This window comes from Roseobacter sp. (assembly GCF_024639605.1).
GTDB lineage: Bacteria > Pseudomonadota > Alphaproteobacteria > Rhodobacterales > Rhodobacteraceae > Roseobacter.
In genome coordinates, this window is sequence record NZ_JAHEHZ010000035.1 from 1 (window position 1) to 14533 (window position 14533).

The window sequence follows — 14533 nt, forward strand, 5'->3', positions numbered from 1 at the left end:
CAGGTCTTCATCAACTGATCGAGGCGTGTAAGCCCGTGGTGCATTCCGGCCATAATTTGTCTCCTGAAAAAATGTTAAAACAGGCCCCCGGACCACTCAAAAATGCCCGCGGTCACCAATTCCTTAACAGAAATTAATCATTTTTTCAACTTCAGCGAGAATGTATGCTGTGTCCTATCACTACCTTGAGGGGAAGCTCAGCGTGATTCAGGTCGATGCAGGAATGTTGCGGCGAGAATCCCAAAGAGCAATTTTCGAAGGCGGGCAAGTGCTGAAAATCGTCAATATGATATTTACTTGCATTGCAGGGATTGCGGAAAACCCGGGAATTTTTCCAGCCGCCACAACCCTGTATAGGTATGAATTTTAAGCGCTGTGCCATATTACCCGTTAATCTTTTGTTAAGTGCCTTATATTTGCCGGTTTCACGGGTGAACCTGAGGAATGTGGCTGGGGGAGATTTTTTAAGAGCCAGCCGGATAATGGACAAAAATTATTCAAAAGATCAGAAAGCCGCAGCTTTTGCTGACATCGACGGTATGTCTCCGGATATATTCAGCAAGGTCAAACTGACCAAACCGCAGGCCAGACTGAGACCGCGCAATGACGGGCGGGTCAGGAGCTGTCTTCACAAGATCAAGCCTGCGGCGCCCGCCCGGTTCGGAGATAATGTGGCGACCGCCGGCACCACGCGGCAAACGGCTGCAGGGGCATTCGCCCCCCCGGAACACAGGCTCAAAACGCAAAGGATCCTGGATCAGATCGGCCCCGGGGCAGCGCAGCGCCTGTCCCGACTGCCCGAAGGCATCAGCATCCTGCAGGGCAAAAGCTCTCATGCCAGTGAAGAAGAAACCATTGATGCGATCCGCGGCGTTCTTGACGGTCAGGACGAGACCGGAGGCGATATGCCGTTCGCTCCACTGCCTGCTGCGCAGAATGACACCCCGTCCGGCGATGCAGCAAACGCCGCAGTGAAAGCTGCGCGCGGGCGCCTGTTGCCGCGGGCGGCTTCCTGGCTGCGCAGAAACCTTATGCTGATTGCGAATGCGGGTCTCTGGACTGTCCTGACGATGATCCTGATCGGTGGCCCGGTGCTTTTGTCGGCATCTGTGTTGCTCGACGGCGTTTTTTATCTATTCTGCATCGTTTGCATGTTCAAACCCGAAATCCTGTCGGGGGTCATCCGTGACATCATGCGCAGCCTGCGCCGCACCGAACCGCGTCCCTGAGCGCTGCGGACGAAAAAGCCCGGCATTCCGGGAACGCCGGGCATAAAAAGCCGTGATTTTGATGGTCAGCCTTTTTTCAGGACTTCGCGCCCGAGCAGTTCAGCGATCTGTACCGCGTTGAGCGCGGCCCCTTTGCGCAGGTTGTCAGAGACGCACCACAGGTTCAGACCATTGTCGATCGTGCTGTCCTGGCGGATGCGGCTGATGAACGTCGCGAAATCGCCGACGCATTCGACCGGCGAGACATAGCCACCGTCTTCGCGCTTATCGATCACCATGACCCCGGGCGCTTCGCGCAGGATCTCGCGGGCCTCGTCTTCGTCTAGGTGCTCTTCAAATTCGATATTGACCGATTCGGAGTGGCCGACAAACACCGGCACACGCACGCAGGTTGCTGTGACTTTGATTTTCGGATCGACGATCTTTTTCGTCTCCACCATCATCTTCCATTCTTCCTTGGTGTCCCCGGAATCCATAAAGACGTCGATCTGCGGGATAACGTTGAAGGCGATTTGCTTCTGGAACTTTCTCGGCGGTTTGTTGTCGGTCGGGTTATAGATCGATTTGGTCTGATCCCAGAGCTCATCAATACCCTCTTTGCCGGCACCCGACACTGACTGATAAGTGCTCACCACGACGCGTTTAATGGTTGCGCGGTCGTGCAGGGGTTTGAGCGCCACAACCATTTGCGCGGTAGAGCAGTTCGGGTTGGCGATGATGTTCTTTTTAGCATAGCCGTGGATCGCTTCGGGGTTCACCTCGGGCACGATCAGCGGCACATCTGCGTCATAGCGGTAGAGCGACGAATTATCGATCACCACGCACCCGGCTTTGGCCGCTTTGGGCGCGTATTGCTTTGTCGCCTCCGAGCCCACGGCAAAAAGCGCGATGTCCCAGCCGGTGAAATCAAACGTATCAAGGTCCTTGGTCTTCAGCGTCTTATCGCCAAAGCTGACTTCCGTGCCCAGTGACTTTCGCGATGCAAGCACCGTGATCTCGTCCACCGGGAATTGGCGTTCGGAAAGAATATTCAGCATTTCGCGGCCCACATTGCCTGTGGCGCCCGCAACAACGACGCGGTAACCCATCTTAATAACTCCGGTATGATGTGTGATGGTGCGCGGGTCTTATACCGGTTGGGCTTTGAGGGAAAGGCCCTCAGGACACCTCGTTTTTCCATTTCGAAGCACTGTCCCGCGCCGAGCAGAGCAGCAGTTCGATATCGACGGCTGTCGCCACGAATCGCGCGCCGGCCTCGAGGCTGTCGCGGATCATCCTGTCATCGCTGGTCAGAATCCCCGCGGGCATGCCGGCGGCATCGATTTTACGCAATGTGTCAAAGATGGTTTTCTGCACGTCCGGATGGGACATATTGCCGATGTGCCCCATATCGGCGGCGAGATCCGCCGGACCCACAAACACGCCGTCGATGCCCTCGATGGTCAGGATCTCGTCAAGCGCTGCCAGACCTTTCCGGTTTTCGACCTGGACCAGGAGACAGATCTCTTTGTCCGCCGTCGCTCCGTAGTTTTCCACGGTGCCGAACCGGGAGGCGCGCGCCAGCGCATAGCCGACACCACGATCACCGTTCGGCGGATAGCGGCAGTCCCGCACCAGCTGACGTGCCTGACCGGCGCTTTCAACCATCGGGACAAGGATCGACCGCGCGCCGCAATCCAGCATCTGTTTAATCATCCAGGTTTCACCTACCGGCACCCGCACCACGGGATGGCTGTCGGACTTCAGCAGGGCCTGCAACTGGCTGTCGATTATGCCCGGATCAAAGGGCGCATGTTCACCATCTATCAGCAGCCAGTCAAAACCCGCGTATCCGATGATTTCGGCGGCATAACCGCTGCGCAGATCGAGCCAGCACCCGATGACGGTCTGGCCCTTCTGCAAGGCTTCTTTGAATGTATTGACCGGCGCTGACACGGTGACGACCCTCTCTGATATTCTGATCTGAATGCAAGCCTGGTGAGAGCTGTGGCAAATTACCAGCGGGAATTTCGGCGGCCCGCCGGTTTCACGCAGTGCCGGCACGCGACCGGGCCAGCCGCGAAATCCGGGACCGGGCCGGAGGCGTTGCGCGGGACCGGGTCAGATGACTTTGATCACGTCTTTGTCGATGGCGAGCATATACCCGCGGCGCGCGATATTCTTGACGAGAAGCTCGGCGACAATCTGATTGCCGAGGGTATCACGCAGGCGCTTGATCCGTGTGGCCCCTGCAGCCTCTTCACAGTCAGCAGCACTGCGCCCCGAAATCACCGCCTCGATCTCTGAGCCCGACAGGACATCGTCATCCATGCGCGCTTCGGCGAGAACGGACATGGTCTCCATCGCCGCGGCGGTCAGCCGGAACCCCATATTGTTAAGATAGACGGTATTTTCTTCGCGACTGATCAGAAGCGAGCTGACCTGAATGCCTGCCCGTTCGATCTGGGCCATGCGCCGGTTGAAGCTCACAAGCAGAACCAGAAAGATCAGTGCGGCGATCAGCATGGCGGTGGCAAAAACCAACAGCACAAAAATCACCAGCCGGTAGCTGGTGAGGGTGTCCGAAAAGGCCGTACCCGACTGCGCCAGGATCTCCAGCAGCATGATTTCGGCCTGATTGGTCAGATTGTTGTTTTCGACAAAGAGCTGCTCGACCCGCGCGTTGAACGCATTGGCATCCGGCAGCGCCCAGAACAGCAGAACCGCAGCAATCAGCAGGATCGCCACGATGCCGCTGATGCCGGAAATTACGATCCGCCCGCCGGACCTGCGCATGTCAGAAGCGGAGGTAATAGGGTCCTGCACTCTCTTTCCTTTCTGCCAAACCGCTCTCATCGAAAACGGACACCACATTCAGCAGTGTCCATCCCGCAGCAGACAGTCTGGCGCGCAGCTCGGCCTCTGCGGCGTCGCCTGCGCATTGCGATACCTCAGCGACGCCATAATGCAGCCGCAGGGGGTTGTCCTGCTTGGCCTTATAATCTGCATAACACGCGGCCGCCACAGCCGCCGGCGCGAGGGCGATACCGGTCGCCAGAACAAATAAGAATGCAATATGTCTCATGTCGTGATCCTGCGCTTCAATCGAAGGATATTCAATAACAAAGGGGGTTTAGCGGACCTGTTATCCGATAACAGCCGGGCGATATTGCCTGTCGCAGGGGGGTGGGCCCAGATTGTCCTCAGTGAGCAGGCATACTGCGATCTTACGTAACGAACATCAGGAAGGACCATTCGCATGCACAGCAAGTTTATAGCCGTCGTCGTATCCGCCGCCATCGCGGTGACCACTCTGGGGACAACGCCGGCCCGTGCGGACGAAGATCTTTTCCGCGCGCTTGCCGCCATTGCAGGGGTCGCCATCGTCGGCAAGGTGATCAGTGACCGCAACAAGCGCAAGAAAGAAGAAGAACGCGCCCGCAACGAGGCCGTAACGCGCAGCTACAAACCAGAGTACGTGTACCGTCCGCAACCACGCGGTGTTCCGCCGCAGCATCGCATTGAGCCGCGGCCTCTGCCGCGCAAGGCCAGCCGTTATCTGCTGCCCGGCGAATGTCTGCGCAATGTCCAGGCGCGCGATGGTCGTTACCGCTTCTTTGGCCGCAAGTGCCTCGAGAAGAATTACGGCCCGGTCAGAAATCTGCCGGACCAGTGCCGGGTCCGCTTTGACGGGCCGGAGCGCAAACGCGCCGGATATGACGCGCGCTGTCTGCGCAGCAACGGATACCAATTAGCCCGCCGCTAAGGACGGGCTGATAACAGCGCGGGCCGGACCCCTGCCGGCGCTGCACCTGGGGAGGGGGTGTTCGGGCATGCCCTCCTCGTATTAACCAGTAACGCGCGCCCCTTCGGGGGTGCGCTTTTTTGTGTCTCGCCGGTCAGGTATGCGTTCGCGGGGGAACTTCGGGCGCAGGTTTTTAGTCTCCCGCACGAACGCAGCCTTGCATCGGGCAGCGGATCATCGGATCAGGGTCTTATGGGACCGGATTACGAATTTGAAAAAGCCGCGCAGGCGGCAGGATACCGGCGCATCGCAGGTGTGGATGAGGTCGGGCGCGGGCCCCTCGCCGGACCGGTCACAGCCGCAGCAGTGGTTCTGGATCCTGCCTGTATTCCGCAGGGTCTGAACGATTCCAAAAAGCTCACAGCGGCGCGGCGGGCGAAGCTGGCAGCAGAGCTTGCCGCCTGTGCCGAGGTTTCGGTTGCCCATGCGTCTGTCGAAGAAATTGACGATCTGAATATCCTGCGCGCCAGCCACCTGGCTATGGCGCGGGCGGTGGCGGGGCTGGTTGCGGCCCCTGATCACGTGCTGGTTGACGGATCAATGCTGCCACGTGATTTCGCCTGGTCGGCGGAACCGGTGGTCAAGGGTGACGCGCGTTGTCTTTCCATTGCTGCGGCCTCAATTGTGGCGAAAATATGTCGCGACGCGATCATGGTGGATTTAGCGCAACAGCATCCGGGTTATGGCTGGGAGACCAATATGGGTTACGGATCAAAAAGCCACATGTCTGCTCTGCAAAATCTCGGGGCAACCCCACACCATAGACGTAGCTTTAAGCCCGTACACAACATCTTGTATCAAGATAAAACTTAAAGCGTTGATTCAAAAAAGAAATTGACGGTGAATCGGCTTTGACTCATCTTTGTCTCAACCAACGAGTGCAAATGCACCGTGAGCGAGGCAGAACATGAAGACCAATGAACAGAGTGCCACGGCGCTCCCGCTGAACACGATTCTGGACGGTGACTGCATCGAGGTGATGAACAGTTTGCCGGCGGGCTCGATCGATCTGATTTTTGCAGATCCGCCCTATAACCTGCAACTCAAAGGCGAACTGCACCGTCCTGACAACAGCCGGGTTGACGCGGTGGACGATGACTGGGACCGGTTTTCAAGCTTCGGGGCCTATGACGAATTTACCCGGGCCTGGCTCAAAGCTGCCCGGCGTCTGCTGAAGCCCGATGGTGCGATCTGGGTCATCGGCAGCTATCACAACATCTTCAGGGTCGGCACGGCGCTGCAGGACCAGGGTTTCTGGATCCTGAACGATGTGGTCTGGCGCAAATCCAATCCGATGCCGAATTTCCGCGGTAAACGGTTCACCAACGCGCATGAAACGATGATCTGGGCCGGGCGGGGCGAGGCCAGTAAATACACCTTCAATTATGAGGCGCTCAAAGCGCTGAACGAGGGTATTCAGATGCGTTCCGACTGGGTGCTCCCGATCTGCACCGGTCATGAACGTCTCAAGGACGAGAATGGCGAGAAGGCCCATCCGACACAAAAGCCGGAGAGCCTGCTGCATCGGGTGCTGGTGGGGGCCACGAACCCGGGCGACGTCATTCTCGACCCCTTCTTTGGCACCGGCACCACCGGGGCTGTGGCCAAAATGCTGGGGCGCGATTTTATCGGAATCGAGCGCGAGGCGGCCTATCGCCGCGTGGCAGAGAAACGGATCAGCAAAGTGCGCCGGTTTGACCGCGCGGCCCTGCAGGTCAGCGCCTCCAAACGTGCCGAGCCGCGGGTACCCTTTGGCCAGCTGGTTGAGCGCGGCATGCTGCGCCCGGGGGAAGAGCTGACCTCGATGAACAGGCGCCACAAAGCCAAGGTCCGGGCAGACGGCACGCTGGTCGGCGATGATGTCAAAGGGTCAATTCATCAGGTTGGTGCCGCTCTCGAGGGCGCGCCAAGCTGTAACGGCTGGACATACTGGTGTTTCAGACGCGACGGTAAAACGGTGCCGATCGACGTGCTGCGCCAGCAGATCAGATCTGAAATGACCAGCTGAGCAACGATTTTACGAACACCGCCGGTGCCTGTGGCCTTCTGAACGAGGCTGCCTGAAAAGGCACTCAACTATGCCCCGCCTTATGGCGGGGCTTTTTTCTTCAGGCCGGTTATTTTGTGCGTGGGCCGGGCGGTGCTTTTTTCGCGGGTCTGAGCGCATCGTGGATGAACCGTGCTCCGAAATCTGATTTGTCCACCACATGGCAAACCCCTGCAATCGCCGCTTTCTGATACATAAAGGGGGTTGGAAAATCGCTGACCATAATGACGGGGATTTTTCGCAGGGTATCGTCTTCTGAGAGTTCCACCGCGTAATTGGCCCCGTTGCCGTCCGGCAGGCTGTTGTCGAGCAGGATGAGATCCGGCCGGCACGCTGATACATGCTCCCGCGCCTCGGCGAGGGTCGAGGCCATAAACACCGTGATGTCCGAAAAACTTTTGTTCAGAATGCGTCTGAACTTCTCGCGATCAAACGAGCTGTCCTCGATCACAAGGCAGGTGTCGGCCTGAGTTGTGCGTGCAGATGTCTGTCGCTGCCCCCGCATGTGATGGTCCCCGCTTCTGGTTGAACCGATCATCTTTTATGGCACGGAAAGATTAACGGGAAGTTGTTAATGCCCCCATGCGGTCCCCGAGCCCGGTTGCGGGTTTGTGCCCGCGTTATAAGGTGTCCAGTCGGTGATCTCGGGATAGTGCGCGGCCCGCCAGGCCCGGACACGAGGGTTCATGATGCGCCGCCAGAGTGGTGGGAACATCGCCGCCATGGTCATCACAGGATAGCCCCAGGGCAGTTGCGGTGCCTCGCTGTCCGCATAGGTCCGCAGGAGCGGATAACGGCGATCGGGTTTGACATGATGGTCCGAGTGCCGCTGCAGATTGATAAGCAGCCAGTTTGACGCGCGGTGATCGGAATTCCACGAATGGCGCGGCTTTACGTGCTCATACCTGCCCTGGCCGAGATGCGCGCGGGTCAGCCCGTAGTGCTCGATGTAGTTGACCAGTTCCAGCTGCCAGATTGCCGTTCCTGCCTGCACGGCAAAGAGCGCCAGTCCCGACCATCCTCCCAGCGCGAATGCCAGCACCAGCATGCCGCTCTGCAGCGCGGCATAGCGCCAGAACGGATTACCCGAAGCATACCATGGCAGGTTCCGGCGGGCACACATGGCCCGTTCCGCTGCAAAAGCCGAGCGCAGAGACTGGCGCAGAACACGCGGGTAAAACCGGTGAAACCCTTCGTTATAGCGGGCTGTGACCGCATCTGCCGGGGTGCCCACGTGGCGGTGATGCACCAGCAGATGTTCAGAGCGGAAGTGGGAATAAAGCACCATCGCCAGCAGGACATCGGCCATCCATCTCTCTGTGTTGCTGCGCCGGTGCATAAGCTCGTGGCTGTAGGTGATCCCGACAGTGCCGGTGATCACGCCGACGCCGAAAAAGAGCGCGACCCGCTCGACGCTGCTCAGGTGCGCGGCCTGCGGCACATACCAGATCAGGCTGAAGAGCGTCGCAAACTGCAACGGCGCCCAGATCAGCGTGATCCGCCGGTGCCAGGCCAGCGGGCGGTCCGTTGTGTCCGGATCACAGTTGCCGGTATTCCGTCCGACCACCAGATCAAGGCCTGAAAAGAGATACCAGGTCACAAGCGGCAGCAGCGCCACCGTCCAGCCACCGCTGGCCGCGCCCACGTACGCCAGCGGGATCAGCAGCAGCGATATCCAGAAGGGTGCGGCAGCCGGAACGGGATTTTTTGTCTCTGCCATGAGGTGATCCTAACCGCGACTTTGGCCTGCGCAAAGCGTGACGCAACGACGCTCAGCGAGCCAGATCAAAGGCTTTGCGCATGACAGTTGGCAGAGTCGAAGGGCGAAATCCCGCGGGGTCCGCGAAATGTCCGCGAGCGGGCGTGGCATCCGGCGGAATTTCAGCGGTCATAACCTCAAGGATCAGATGAAAATGCGTGAAGGTGTGGCGCACCTCGCCGGGCAGTACCTGCCAGTCGGCGTCACAGGGTGGAGCGCTTTCGGGAACCGGCAGCGCCGTATCGACCCAGTCCGATCCGGGCCAGCCCAGCATGCCCCCGAGCAGGCCTTTTTCCGGACGGGTTTCCAGAAGCCATGCGCCGTCACCGCGCCGTCCCAGGTACACGCGGCCATGACGCACCGGCTTGGCCTTTTTCGGCAGTTTTTTCGGCAGTTCGGGCGCGGTGCCGCGCTGGCGCGCCTGGCATGGGTCGCGCAGCGGGCAGATGCCGCAGGCGGGTGATTTCGGCGTACAGATGGTGGCCCCCAGATCCATCACCGCCTGAGCATAATCGCCGGGGCGGGTTGCAGGTGTCAGGCGTTCGGCTTTTGCCATCAGTTCCGGCTTGGCTTTGGGCAGGGGCGTGTGGATGTCGTAGAGCCGCGCCATCACGCGTTCGACATTACCGTCGAGCACCGCGTGCGGCAGGTCAAAAGCTATCGACGAAATCGCGGCGGCCGTATAGGGCCCGATGCCCGGCAGGCTGAGCAATGTCGCATGATCGGCGGGAAAAGTACCGCCGTGCGTATCAGTGACGACCCGCGCGCATTTGAGCAGATTGCGGGCGCGCGCGTAATAGCCCAGGCCCGCCCATTCACCCATCACATCCGCGTCGGCTGCTGCCGCCAGCGCGTTCACATCAGGCCAGCGGGTCGTAAACCGCTCGAAATAGTCCCGCACGGTGGCAATAGTGGTCTGCTGCAGCATCACCTCAGAGAGCCACACGCGATAGGGATCGGGCTTTGTGCCCGCTTTACGGGCGGCGGGTGGCACGCGCCAGGGCATGTCGCGCGCGTGCACGTCATACCATTCAAGCAGGATATCACTCTCCTGGGTTTTCACAGAAGCGTTATAACGCAATCTTTACGTCCTTTGCGGGTGGCAGGGCTGGCTGGCGGGGCGCGCGCAGTCTATGTTGCACGGAGATTTTAAGGGAAGATAGCGATGCCGCAGCGCCGCGCCAGTACAAAAGGGTTCACGCGCACCTCCAGCCTGCTGACGGGCCGGATCCGCACGGCGTCTGAATCCCGCGGTTTTGCGCAGAGCCGGCTGCTGACTCAATGGACCGAGATCGCCGGCGAAGATATCGCCGCCATGTCGCGCCCGGTCGAGATTGGCTATGCGCGCGGCGGCATGGGGGCCACGCTGACGCTGCTGACAACGGGAGCGCATGCTCCGATGCTCGAGATGCAGAAAGAGAAAGTGCGTGCGCGGGTCAACGCGGTTTACGGCTATAATGCTATCGCGCGCATCCGGATCACGCAGACCGCCGCTACAGGATTTGACGAAGGACGGGCCGTCTTTGGCCCCGGTAAAGCAGCACCTGCTGCCCCGGCTGATCCCGAAATACGCCGCGAGGCGGTTGAGACAACCCGCCCGGTCGAAGACGACGGCCTCAGAGAGGCTCTTGCACGGCTGGGTGAAAACATACTGAACAGGAAAAACCGGTAAAGGATACTCAATGTCGCGAATAATGATTATTTCGGCTGCTGCGGCGGCCATCGGACTGGGCGCGTGGTTCGTCACAAGCCCCGGCAGTAATGATACCGCCGTGACAAGTGTCGATCCGGTGGGCGCTGCAAATGCACAGGAAGCGGAAATCGACACCTCCGGCATCGTCGACATGACGATGGGCAACCCCGATGCGCCGGTAACGGTTATCGAATACGCCAGCTTTACCTGTCCGCACTGCGCCAACTTTCACGCGGGCGATTATGAAAAGCTGAAGTCCGGATATATCGACACCGGTAAAATCAACTTTATTTATCGGGAGGTTTATTTCGACCGCCCCGGTCTCTGGGCGTCGATGATGGCGCGCTGTGCAGGCACGGAGACCGCGTTTTTCGGCATGACCGACCTGATCTATGAGGGCCAGAGCACATGGGCGCGCGCCGGTGATATGGTTGCGATTGTTGACGAACTGCGCCGGATCGGCCGGCTCGCCGGACTGGGTGATGATCAGATGGAAGCCTGCCTGCAGGACGCCGAAAAAGCCCGCACGCTGGTTGCCTGGTATCAGGAAAACGCGACCGAAGACGGCATCGAAAGCACGCCCAGCTTTGTGATCAACGGTACCAGATATTCGAATATGGCGTTTGACGATATGGCGGCGATCATCGACGAGGCTGCTGAGTAATGACCGCGCCGCTGGCGGGTCTGAAAGTTGTCGAGCTTGCCCGGGTTCTTGCGGGGCCCTGGGCTGGTCAGACGCTGTCAGATCTGGGCTGTGACGTGATCAAGGTGGAAAGCCCCGCAGGCGATGATACCCGCCAGTGGGGCCCGCCCTTCGTTGAGCATGGCGGTGATGTTTCGGCCGCCTATTTCCATTCGACCAATCGTGGCAAACGCTCGGTCACGGCGGATTTCCGCACCCCTGAGGGTCAGGAAAAGGTACGTACGCTGCTGGCGGATGCCGATATTCTGATCGAGAACTTCAAAACCGGCGGGCTTGCGCAATACGGTCTGGATTTCGAGACCCTGCACGCAGATTTCCCGCGTCTGATTTACTGTTCAATAACCGGTTTCGGGCACGACGGGCCCTATGCCACGCGTGCGGGATACGATTTTATCATTCAGGGCATGTCTGGGCTGATGTCGCTGACCGGAGAGCCGGCCGGGCAACCACAGAAATACGGGATTGCGATCACCGATATCCTGACCGGCGTATATGCCACCACCGCCGTGCTTGCCGCCGTGCACCAGCGTCAGACCACCGGTCTGGGTCAGCATATCGACATGTCGCTGCTGGATGTAGCGGTTTCGGTCACGTCCAATCAGGCGCTGAATTACCTGACCACCGGCACGCCGCCGCAGCGGATGGGCAATGCGCATGTCAATCTCGCGCCTTATCAGGTGTTTGACTGCGCGGACGGGCACATCATCATCGCGACCGGCAATGACGGCCAGTATCAGAGGCTTTGCCGTCTGCTGGGGCTGGAGGATATGATCACCGCACCGGAGTTTGCGAAAAACGTGAACAGACTGGCCAATCGCAGTGAGATGATCCGGCGGCTCTCGGCAGCCACGGCTCAGCGAAACCGCGCTGATCTGCTGGCAGCCTGTGAAGCCTCGGGCGTTCCGGCGGGACCGATCAACGATATGGCTGAGGTGTTTGCCGACCCTCAGGTGCAGGCGCGCGGGATGCGACTGGACCTGGACGGGGTGCCGGGAGTGCGCTCCCCTTTCACGTTTTCCGGAGCGGATCTGGCACTGCACCGTCCGGCACCGGGCCTTGGCGCTGACAACGAGGACTGACGTCAGGGGCGCGGCAGCGCTTTGAGGCTTTCAGTCAGCGCATTCGGCGTTTCATCGAACTCCAGGCGGACGGGCAGGGTGATGACCTTGCTACGGAAGGCAGCAGGCAATCGCACAGCATCTTTTTCGGTGGTCACAAGCTGCGCCTGTCTGACAGAGGCATCCGCTTCCAGCCGTTTCATCAGCGCCGTTGTCAGCGGCTGATGATCCTCCAGCGGTTCTGCATGTACCACATCGGCGCCCAGCCCCCGCAGTGTTTCAAAAAACTTCTCGGGATAGCCGATGCCGGCAAAAGCCACGACCCGCGTGCCAGGCCAGTCCATGCCGGTTTGTAGCGGTTTAAGTTCTGCACGGACATGAGCGAGGCCCCGGGGCAGAGGCTGCGCGGCTGCAAACCGCTCCTGTGCGTCGGCTGCGCCGATCGACAGCAGAATACCAGCGCGCGCAAGTCCGGTGGCCACAGGCTCGCGCAGGGGTCCCGCGGGCAGGCAGCGCCCGTTGCCGAAGCCGGCTGTGGCATCAACGACAACGATCGGGATGTCCTGTCTGAGCGCCGGATTCTGAAAACCGTCATCAAGGACGATGGCAGTTGCGCCGGCGTCTCTGGCAGCCATTGCCCCTGCGGCACGGTCCTGTGCGACCCAGACCTCGGCGAAGGCTGCGAGCAGCAGAGGCTCGTCACCCACATCAGCAGCACTGTGTTTTGCCGGATCGACGCGCACCGGACCCTGCAACCGGCCGCCATATCCACGGGTCACCACATGCGGCTGATGGAAGGCATCTGTCAGTGCTGTGAGGACGGCAATCACCGTTGGCGTCTTGCCCGTGCCGCCCGCGTGCAGATTACCCACGCAGACCACCGGGATGCCCGCATCGACCGGCGTTCCCAGCGCCAGCCGCCGGGCTGTCATGGCCCCGTAAATCCAGCCCAGCGGTGCCAGCAGACGCGCGGCGAGAGCTGGCCGGTCAGGGTCGGTTTTCCAGAATTCAGGGGCGCGCATGACGCTTCTCCTCTCGGTCATCAAGCGCTTTGCGTACAAGCTCGGTCACCTCATCGGTCAGGGCCGCCCCCTGACTTGTCACATCCCAGCCTGCGTGGGCCATGGTGGCTGCCTGATCAGGTGCGATGAGCTTGGTGACGGCTGTGCCGAGGCTGTCGGCATCATTAACGATGCGCGCGGCACCGGCGGTTGCGAGGCGGGTATAAAACGGCAGGTATTTTCGCACGTTCGGGCCATAAAGGACGGCAGACCCCAGCGCTGCAGCTTCAAAGGGGTTGCGCCCGGGGTGGCCTGCGTTCAGCGATCCGCCCATGAAGGACACCGGGGCGACGCGGTAAAACAGACCCAGATCGCGGACGTCCCAGGTCAGCAGAACCTGGGTTGCGTCATCAGGCTCCTCGCCGGCGGACCAGTTGCGCAGCCGCAGACCCTCGTTTGTGATGCGGGCGGTCAGGTCATCGGTGCGGACGTCTTCGGCGGGGTGCAGGATCAGGAGCAGGCGGTGCGAAAGACGCAGCGCACTGCGATGCGCGGCCAGGATGGTCATGATCTCACTCTCCTGTGCGCTGACGGCCAGCCACACGGGCCGCCCGCCCAGCAGACCGGAAAGATCGGCGAGGTCGCTGTCCTCGCAGGGCAGCGCCTGGCCACCGGCCTGCATCGGGGGCGTCAGGCGGATCCGGCGTTTAGGAACGCCCAGAGCCACCAGCCGTTTCAATGCTGCATCCGAGCGGGCGAGCACTGCGGTAAAATCCGCCAGAAGCGTGCCGGTAAGATCGGGCAGCCACCTTGCGCGCCGATCGTCAAACCCACCGGTATCCGCATCGACAAGTACCATCTGCGCGCCTGTCTCCTGCATAGCGTTGATCAGATTGGGCCGCAGCCCGCCCCAGACCCAGATGCATGTATCGGGTGCGTAGTGCCGGAGAAAGGTGGCGATGGCTTCGGGGTATTCGGACGGCACCTCGTCGAGAACGATATTGTCTGAGGCGGGCGCAATTCCCTGCATCTGCTCCAGCGTGTCGCGATCGGGCACAGTAATCAGAACCTGCATGCCGTCGCGCGCGGCGCACAGGCTGCTGGCAAGATCATGTACGGCCAGCAGGGTGTCTCCGCCCGCTGCGTGGATCCATACAAGCTCATCCGTCAGGCGCTGGGCAGCCGGGGTGAACCGCCGGGACCCTGATCGTCGTGACAATGCACGATAGGCCGCAAGTCCCAAAGAGCGGCCCATGGCG

16 protein-coding genes are annotated in these 14533 nt (G+C 60.3%); 7 read left to right on the top strand and 9 right to left on the bottom strand.

All coding sequences use genetic code 11. The features are described from left to right. Positions 1–482: 482 nt before the first annotated feature. Positions 483–1229: a hypothetical protein gene (locus Q0M35_RS06660; protein ID WP_295313436.1), complete on the top strand. Its 747-nt coding sequence runs from the start codon at positions 483–485 to the stop codon at positions 1227–1229. A gap of 65 nt (positions 1230–1294) precedes the next feature. Here the strand turns inward: Q0M35_RS06660 and Q0M35_RS06665 are convergent, their stop codons facing one another. From Q0M35_RS06665 to Q0M35_RS06680, 4 genes are all read right to left on the bottom strand, one after another. Further along, on the bottom strand, positions 1295–2317 hold the full coding sequence (locus tag Q0M35_RS06665) for an aspartate-semialdehyde dehydrogenase (protein ID WP_295313437.1): 1023 nt from the start codon (positions 2315–2317) through the stop codon (positions 1295–1297). 70 nt (positions 2318–2387) lie between these two features. Then, on the bottom strand, positions 2388–3164 hold the full coding sequence (locus Q0M35_RS06670; protein ID WP_295313439.1) for an HpcH/HpaI aldolase/citrate lyase family protein: 777 nt from the start codon (positions 3162–3164) through the stop codon (positions 2388–2390). 165 nt (positions 3165–3329) lie between these two features. Then, positions 3330–4034 (bottom strand): hypothetical protein, encoded by a 705-nt coding sequence (locus Q0M35_RS06675; protein WP_295313441.1) that lies wholly within the window; start codon positions 4032–4034, stop codon positions 3330–3332. Continuing rightward, entirely contained in the window at positions 4006–4293 is a 288-nt protein-coding gene (locus Q0M35_RS06680; RefSeq protein ID WP_295313443.1) for a hypothetical protein, read from the bottom strand. Before Q0M35_RS06680 ends, Q0M35_RS06675 begins: the two co-directional genes overlap by 29 nt. 174 nt (positions 4294–4467) lie before the next feature. Between Q0M35_RS06680 and Q0M35_RS06685 the strand changes: the two genes are divergently transcribed. From Q0M35_RS06685 to Q0M35_RS06695, 3 genes are all read left to right on the top strand, one after another. Next, the gene (locus Q0M35_RS06685) at positions 4468–4974 is read left to right on the top strand and encodes a hypothetical protein (RefSeq protein ID WP_295313445.1); all 507 of its coding nucleotides are present in this window, start codon (positions 4468–4470) and stop codon (positions 4972–4974) included. 231 nt (positions 4975–5205) lie between these two features. Continuing rightward, the gene (locus Q0M35_RS06690) at positions 5206–5826 is read left to right on the top strand and encodes a ribonuclease HII (RefSeq protein WP_295313447.1); all 621 of its coding nucleotides are present in this window, start codon (positions 5206–5208) and stop codon (positions 5824–5826) included. A gap of 94 nt (positions 5827–5920) precedes the next feature. Then, positions 5921–7021, top strand: coding sequence for a site-specific DNA-methyltransferase (locus tag Q0M35_RS06695; protein WP_295313449.1), 1101 nt, complete (start codon positions 5921–5923; stop codon positions 7019–7021). A gap of 109 nt (positions 7022–7130) precedes the next feature. On the opposite strand, the gene Q0M35_RS06700 is transcribed toward Q0M35_RS06695, so the two are convergent. The 3 genes from Q0M35_RS06700 to mutY all read right to left on the bottom strand — a co-directional run bounded on the left by Q0M35_RS06700 (position 7131) and on the right by mutY (position 9900). Further along, a complete protein-coding gene (locus Q0M35_RS06700) occupies positions 7131–7565 on the bottom strand; it encodes a response regulator (protein WP_295313451.1) in 435 nt (144 codons plus the stop codon). Positions 7566–7631: 66 nt separating this feature from the next. Beyond that, on the bottom strand, positions 7632–8780 hold the full coding sequence (locus Q0M35_RS06705; RefSeq protein ID WP_295313453.1) for an alkane 1-monooxygenase: 1149 nt from the start codon (positions 8778–8780) through the stop codon (positions 7632–7634). A gap of 52 nt (positions 8781–8832) precedes the next feature. Continuing rightward, a complete protein-coding gene (mutY, locus tag Q0M35_RS06710) occupies positions 8833–9900 on the bottom strand; it encodes an A/G-specific adenine glycosylase (protein ID WP_295313455.1) in 1068 nt (355 codons plus the stop codon). 84 nt (positions 9901–9984) lie between these two features. Between mutY and Q0M35_RS06715 the strand changes: the two genes are divergently transcribed. From Q0M35_RS06715 to Q0M35_RS06725, 3 genes are read left to right on the top strand one after another with little or no spacing between them, the layout of a single operon-like run. Then, positions 9985–10491 (top strand): DciA family protein, encoded by a 507-nt coding sequence (locus Q0M35_RS06715; RefSeq protein WP_295313457.1) that lies wholly within the window; start codon positions 9985–9987, stop codon positions 10489–10491. 10 nt (positions 10492–10501) lie between these two features. Then, complete coding sequence (locus Q0M35_RS06720; protein WP_295313459.1) at positions 10502–11176, top strand: DsbA family protein; 675 nt, start codon at positions 10502–10504, stop codon at positions 11174–11176. Next, positions 11176–12294: a CaiB/BaiF CoA-transferase family protein gene (locus tag Q0M35_RS06725; protein ID WP_295313460.1), complete on the top strand. Its 1119-nt coding sequence runs from the start codon at positions 11176–11178 to the stop codon at positions 12292–12294. The genes Q0M35_RS06720 and Q0M35_RS06725 overlap by 1 nt, the downstream gene beginning before the upstream one ends. A 2-nt stretch (positions 12295–12296) precedes the next feature. Here Q0M35_RS06725 and lpxK read toward each other — a convergent pair whose 3' ends face one another. Together lpxK and Q0M35_RS06735 are read right to left on the bottom strand one after the other, a co-directional pair. Beyond that, on the bottom strand, positions 12297–13295 hold the full coding sequence (gene lpxK, locus Q0M35_RS06730) for a tetraacyldisaccharide 4'-kinase (protein ID WP_295313462.1): 999 nt from the start codon (positions 13293–13295) through the stop codon (positions 12297–12299). Continuing rightward, positions 13282–14529 (bottom strand): glycosyltransferase N-terminal domain-containing protein, encoded by a 1248-nt coding sequence (locus tag Q0M35_RS06735; RefSeq protein WP_295313464.1) that lies wholly within the window; start codon positions 14527–14529, stop codon positions 13282–13284. The genes lpxK and Q0M35_RS06735 overlap by 14 nt, the downstream gene beginning before the upstream one ends. Positions 14530–14533: the final 4 nt, after the last annotated feature.

Bases quoted from the DNA above. Each gene is read 5' to 3' on its own strand.
- lpxK (WP_295313462.1), bottom strand. From the start codon at position 13,295: ATGCGCGCCCCTGAATTCTGGAAAACCGACCCTGACCGGCCAGCTCTC.
- Q0M35_RS06680 (WP_295313443.1), bottom strand. From the start codon at position 4,293: ATGAGACATATTGCATTCTTATTTGTTCTGGCGACCGGTATCGCCCTC.
- Q0M35_RS06690 (WP_295313447.1), top strand. From the start codon at position 5,206: ATGGGACCGGATTACGAATTTGAAAAAGCCGCGCAGGCGGCAGGATAC.
- Q0M35_RS06715 (WP_295313457.1), top strand. From the start codon at position 9,985: ATGCCGCAGCGCCGCGCCAGTACAAAAGGGTTCACGCGCACCTCCAGC.
- Q0M35_RS06705 (WP_295313453.1), bottom strand. From the start codon at position 8,780: ATGGCAGAGACAAAAAATCCCGTTCCGGCTGCCGCACCCTTCTGGATA.
- Q0M35_RS06665 (WP_295313437.1), bottom strand. From the start codon at position 2,317: ATGGGTTACCGCGTCGTTGTTGCGGGCGCCACAGGCAATGTGGGCCGC.
- Q0M35_RS06735 (WP_295313464.1), bottom strand. From the start codon at position 14,529: ATGGGCCGCTCTTTGGGACTTGCGGCCTATCGTGCATTGTCACGACGA.
- Q0M35_RS06685 (WP_295313445.1), top strand. From the start codon at position 4,468: ATGCACAGCAAGTTTATAGCCGTCGTCGTATCCGCCGCCATCGCGGTG.
- Q0M35_RS06695 (WP_295313449.1), top strand. From the start codon at position 5,921: ATGAAGACCAATGAACAGAGTGCCACGGCGCTCCCGCTGAACACGATT.
- Q0M35_RS06660 (WP_295313436.1), top strand. From the start codon at position 483: ATGGACAAAAATTATTCAAAAGATCAGAAAGCCGCAGCTTTTGCTGAC.
- Q0M35_RS06725 (WP_295313460.1), top strand. From the start codon at position 11,176: ATGACCGCGCCGCTGGCGGGTCTGAAAGTTGTCGAGCTTGCCCGGGTT.
- Q0M35_RS06720 (WP_295313459.1), top strand. From the start codon at position 10,502: ATGTCGCGAATAATGATTATTTCGGCTGCTGCGGCGGCCATCGGACTG.
- Q0M35_RS06700 (WP_295313451.1), bottom strand. From the start codon at position 7,565: ATGCGGGGGCAGCGACAGACATCTGCACGCACAACTCAGGCCGACACC.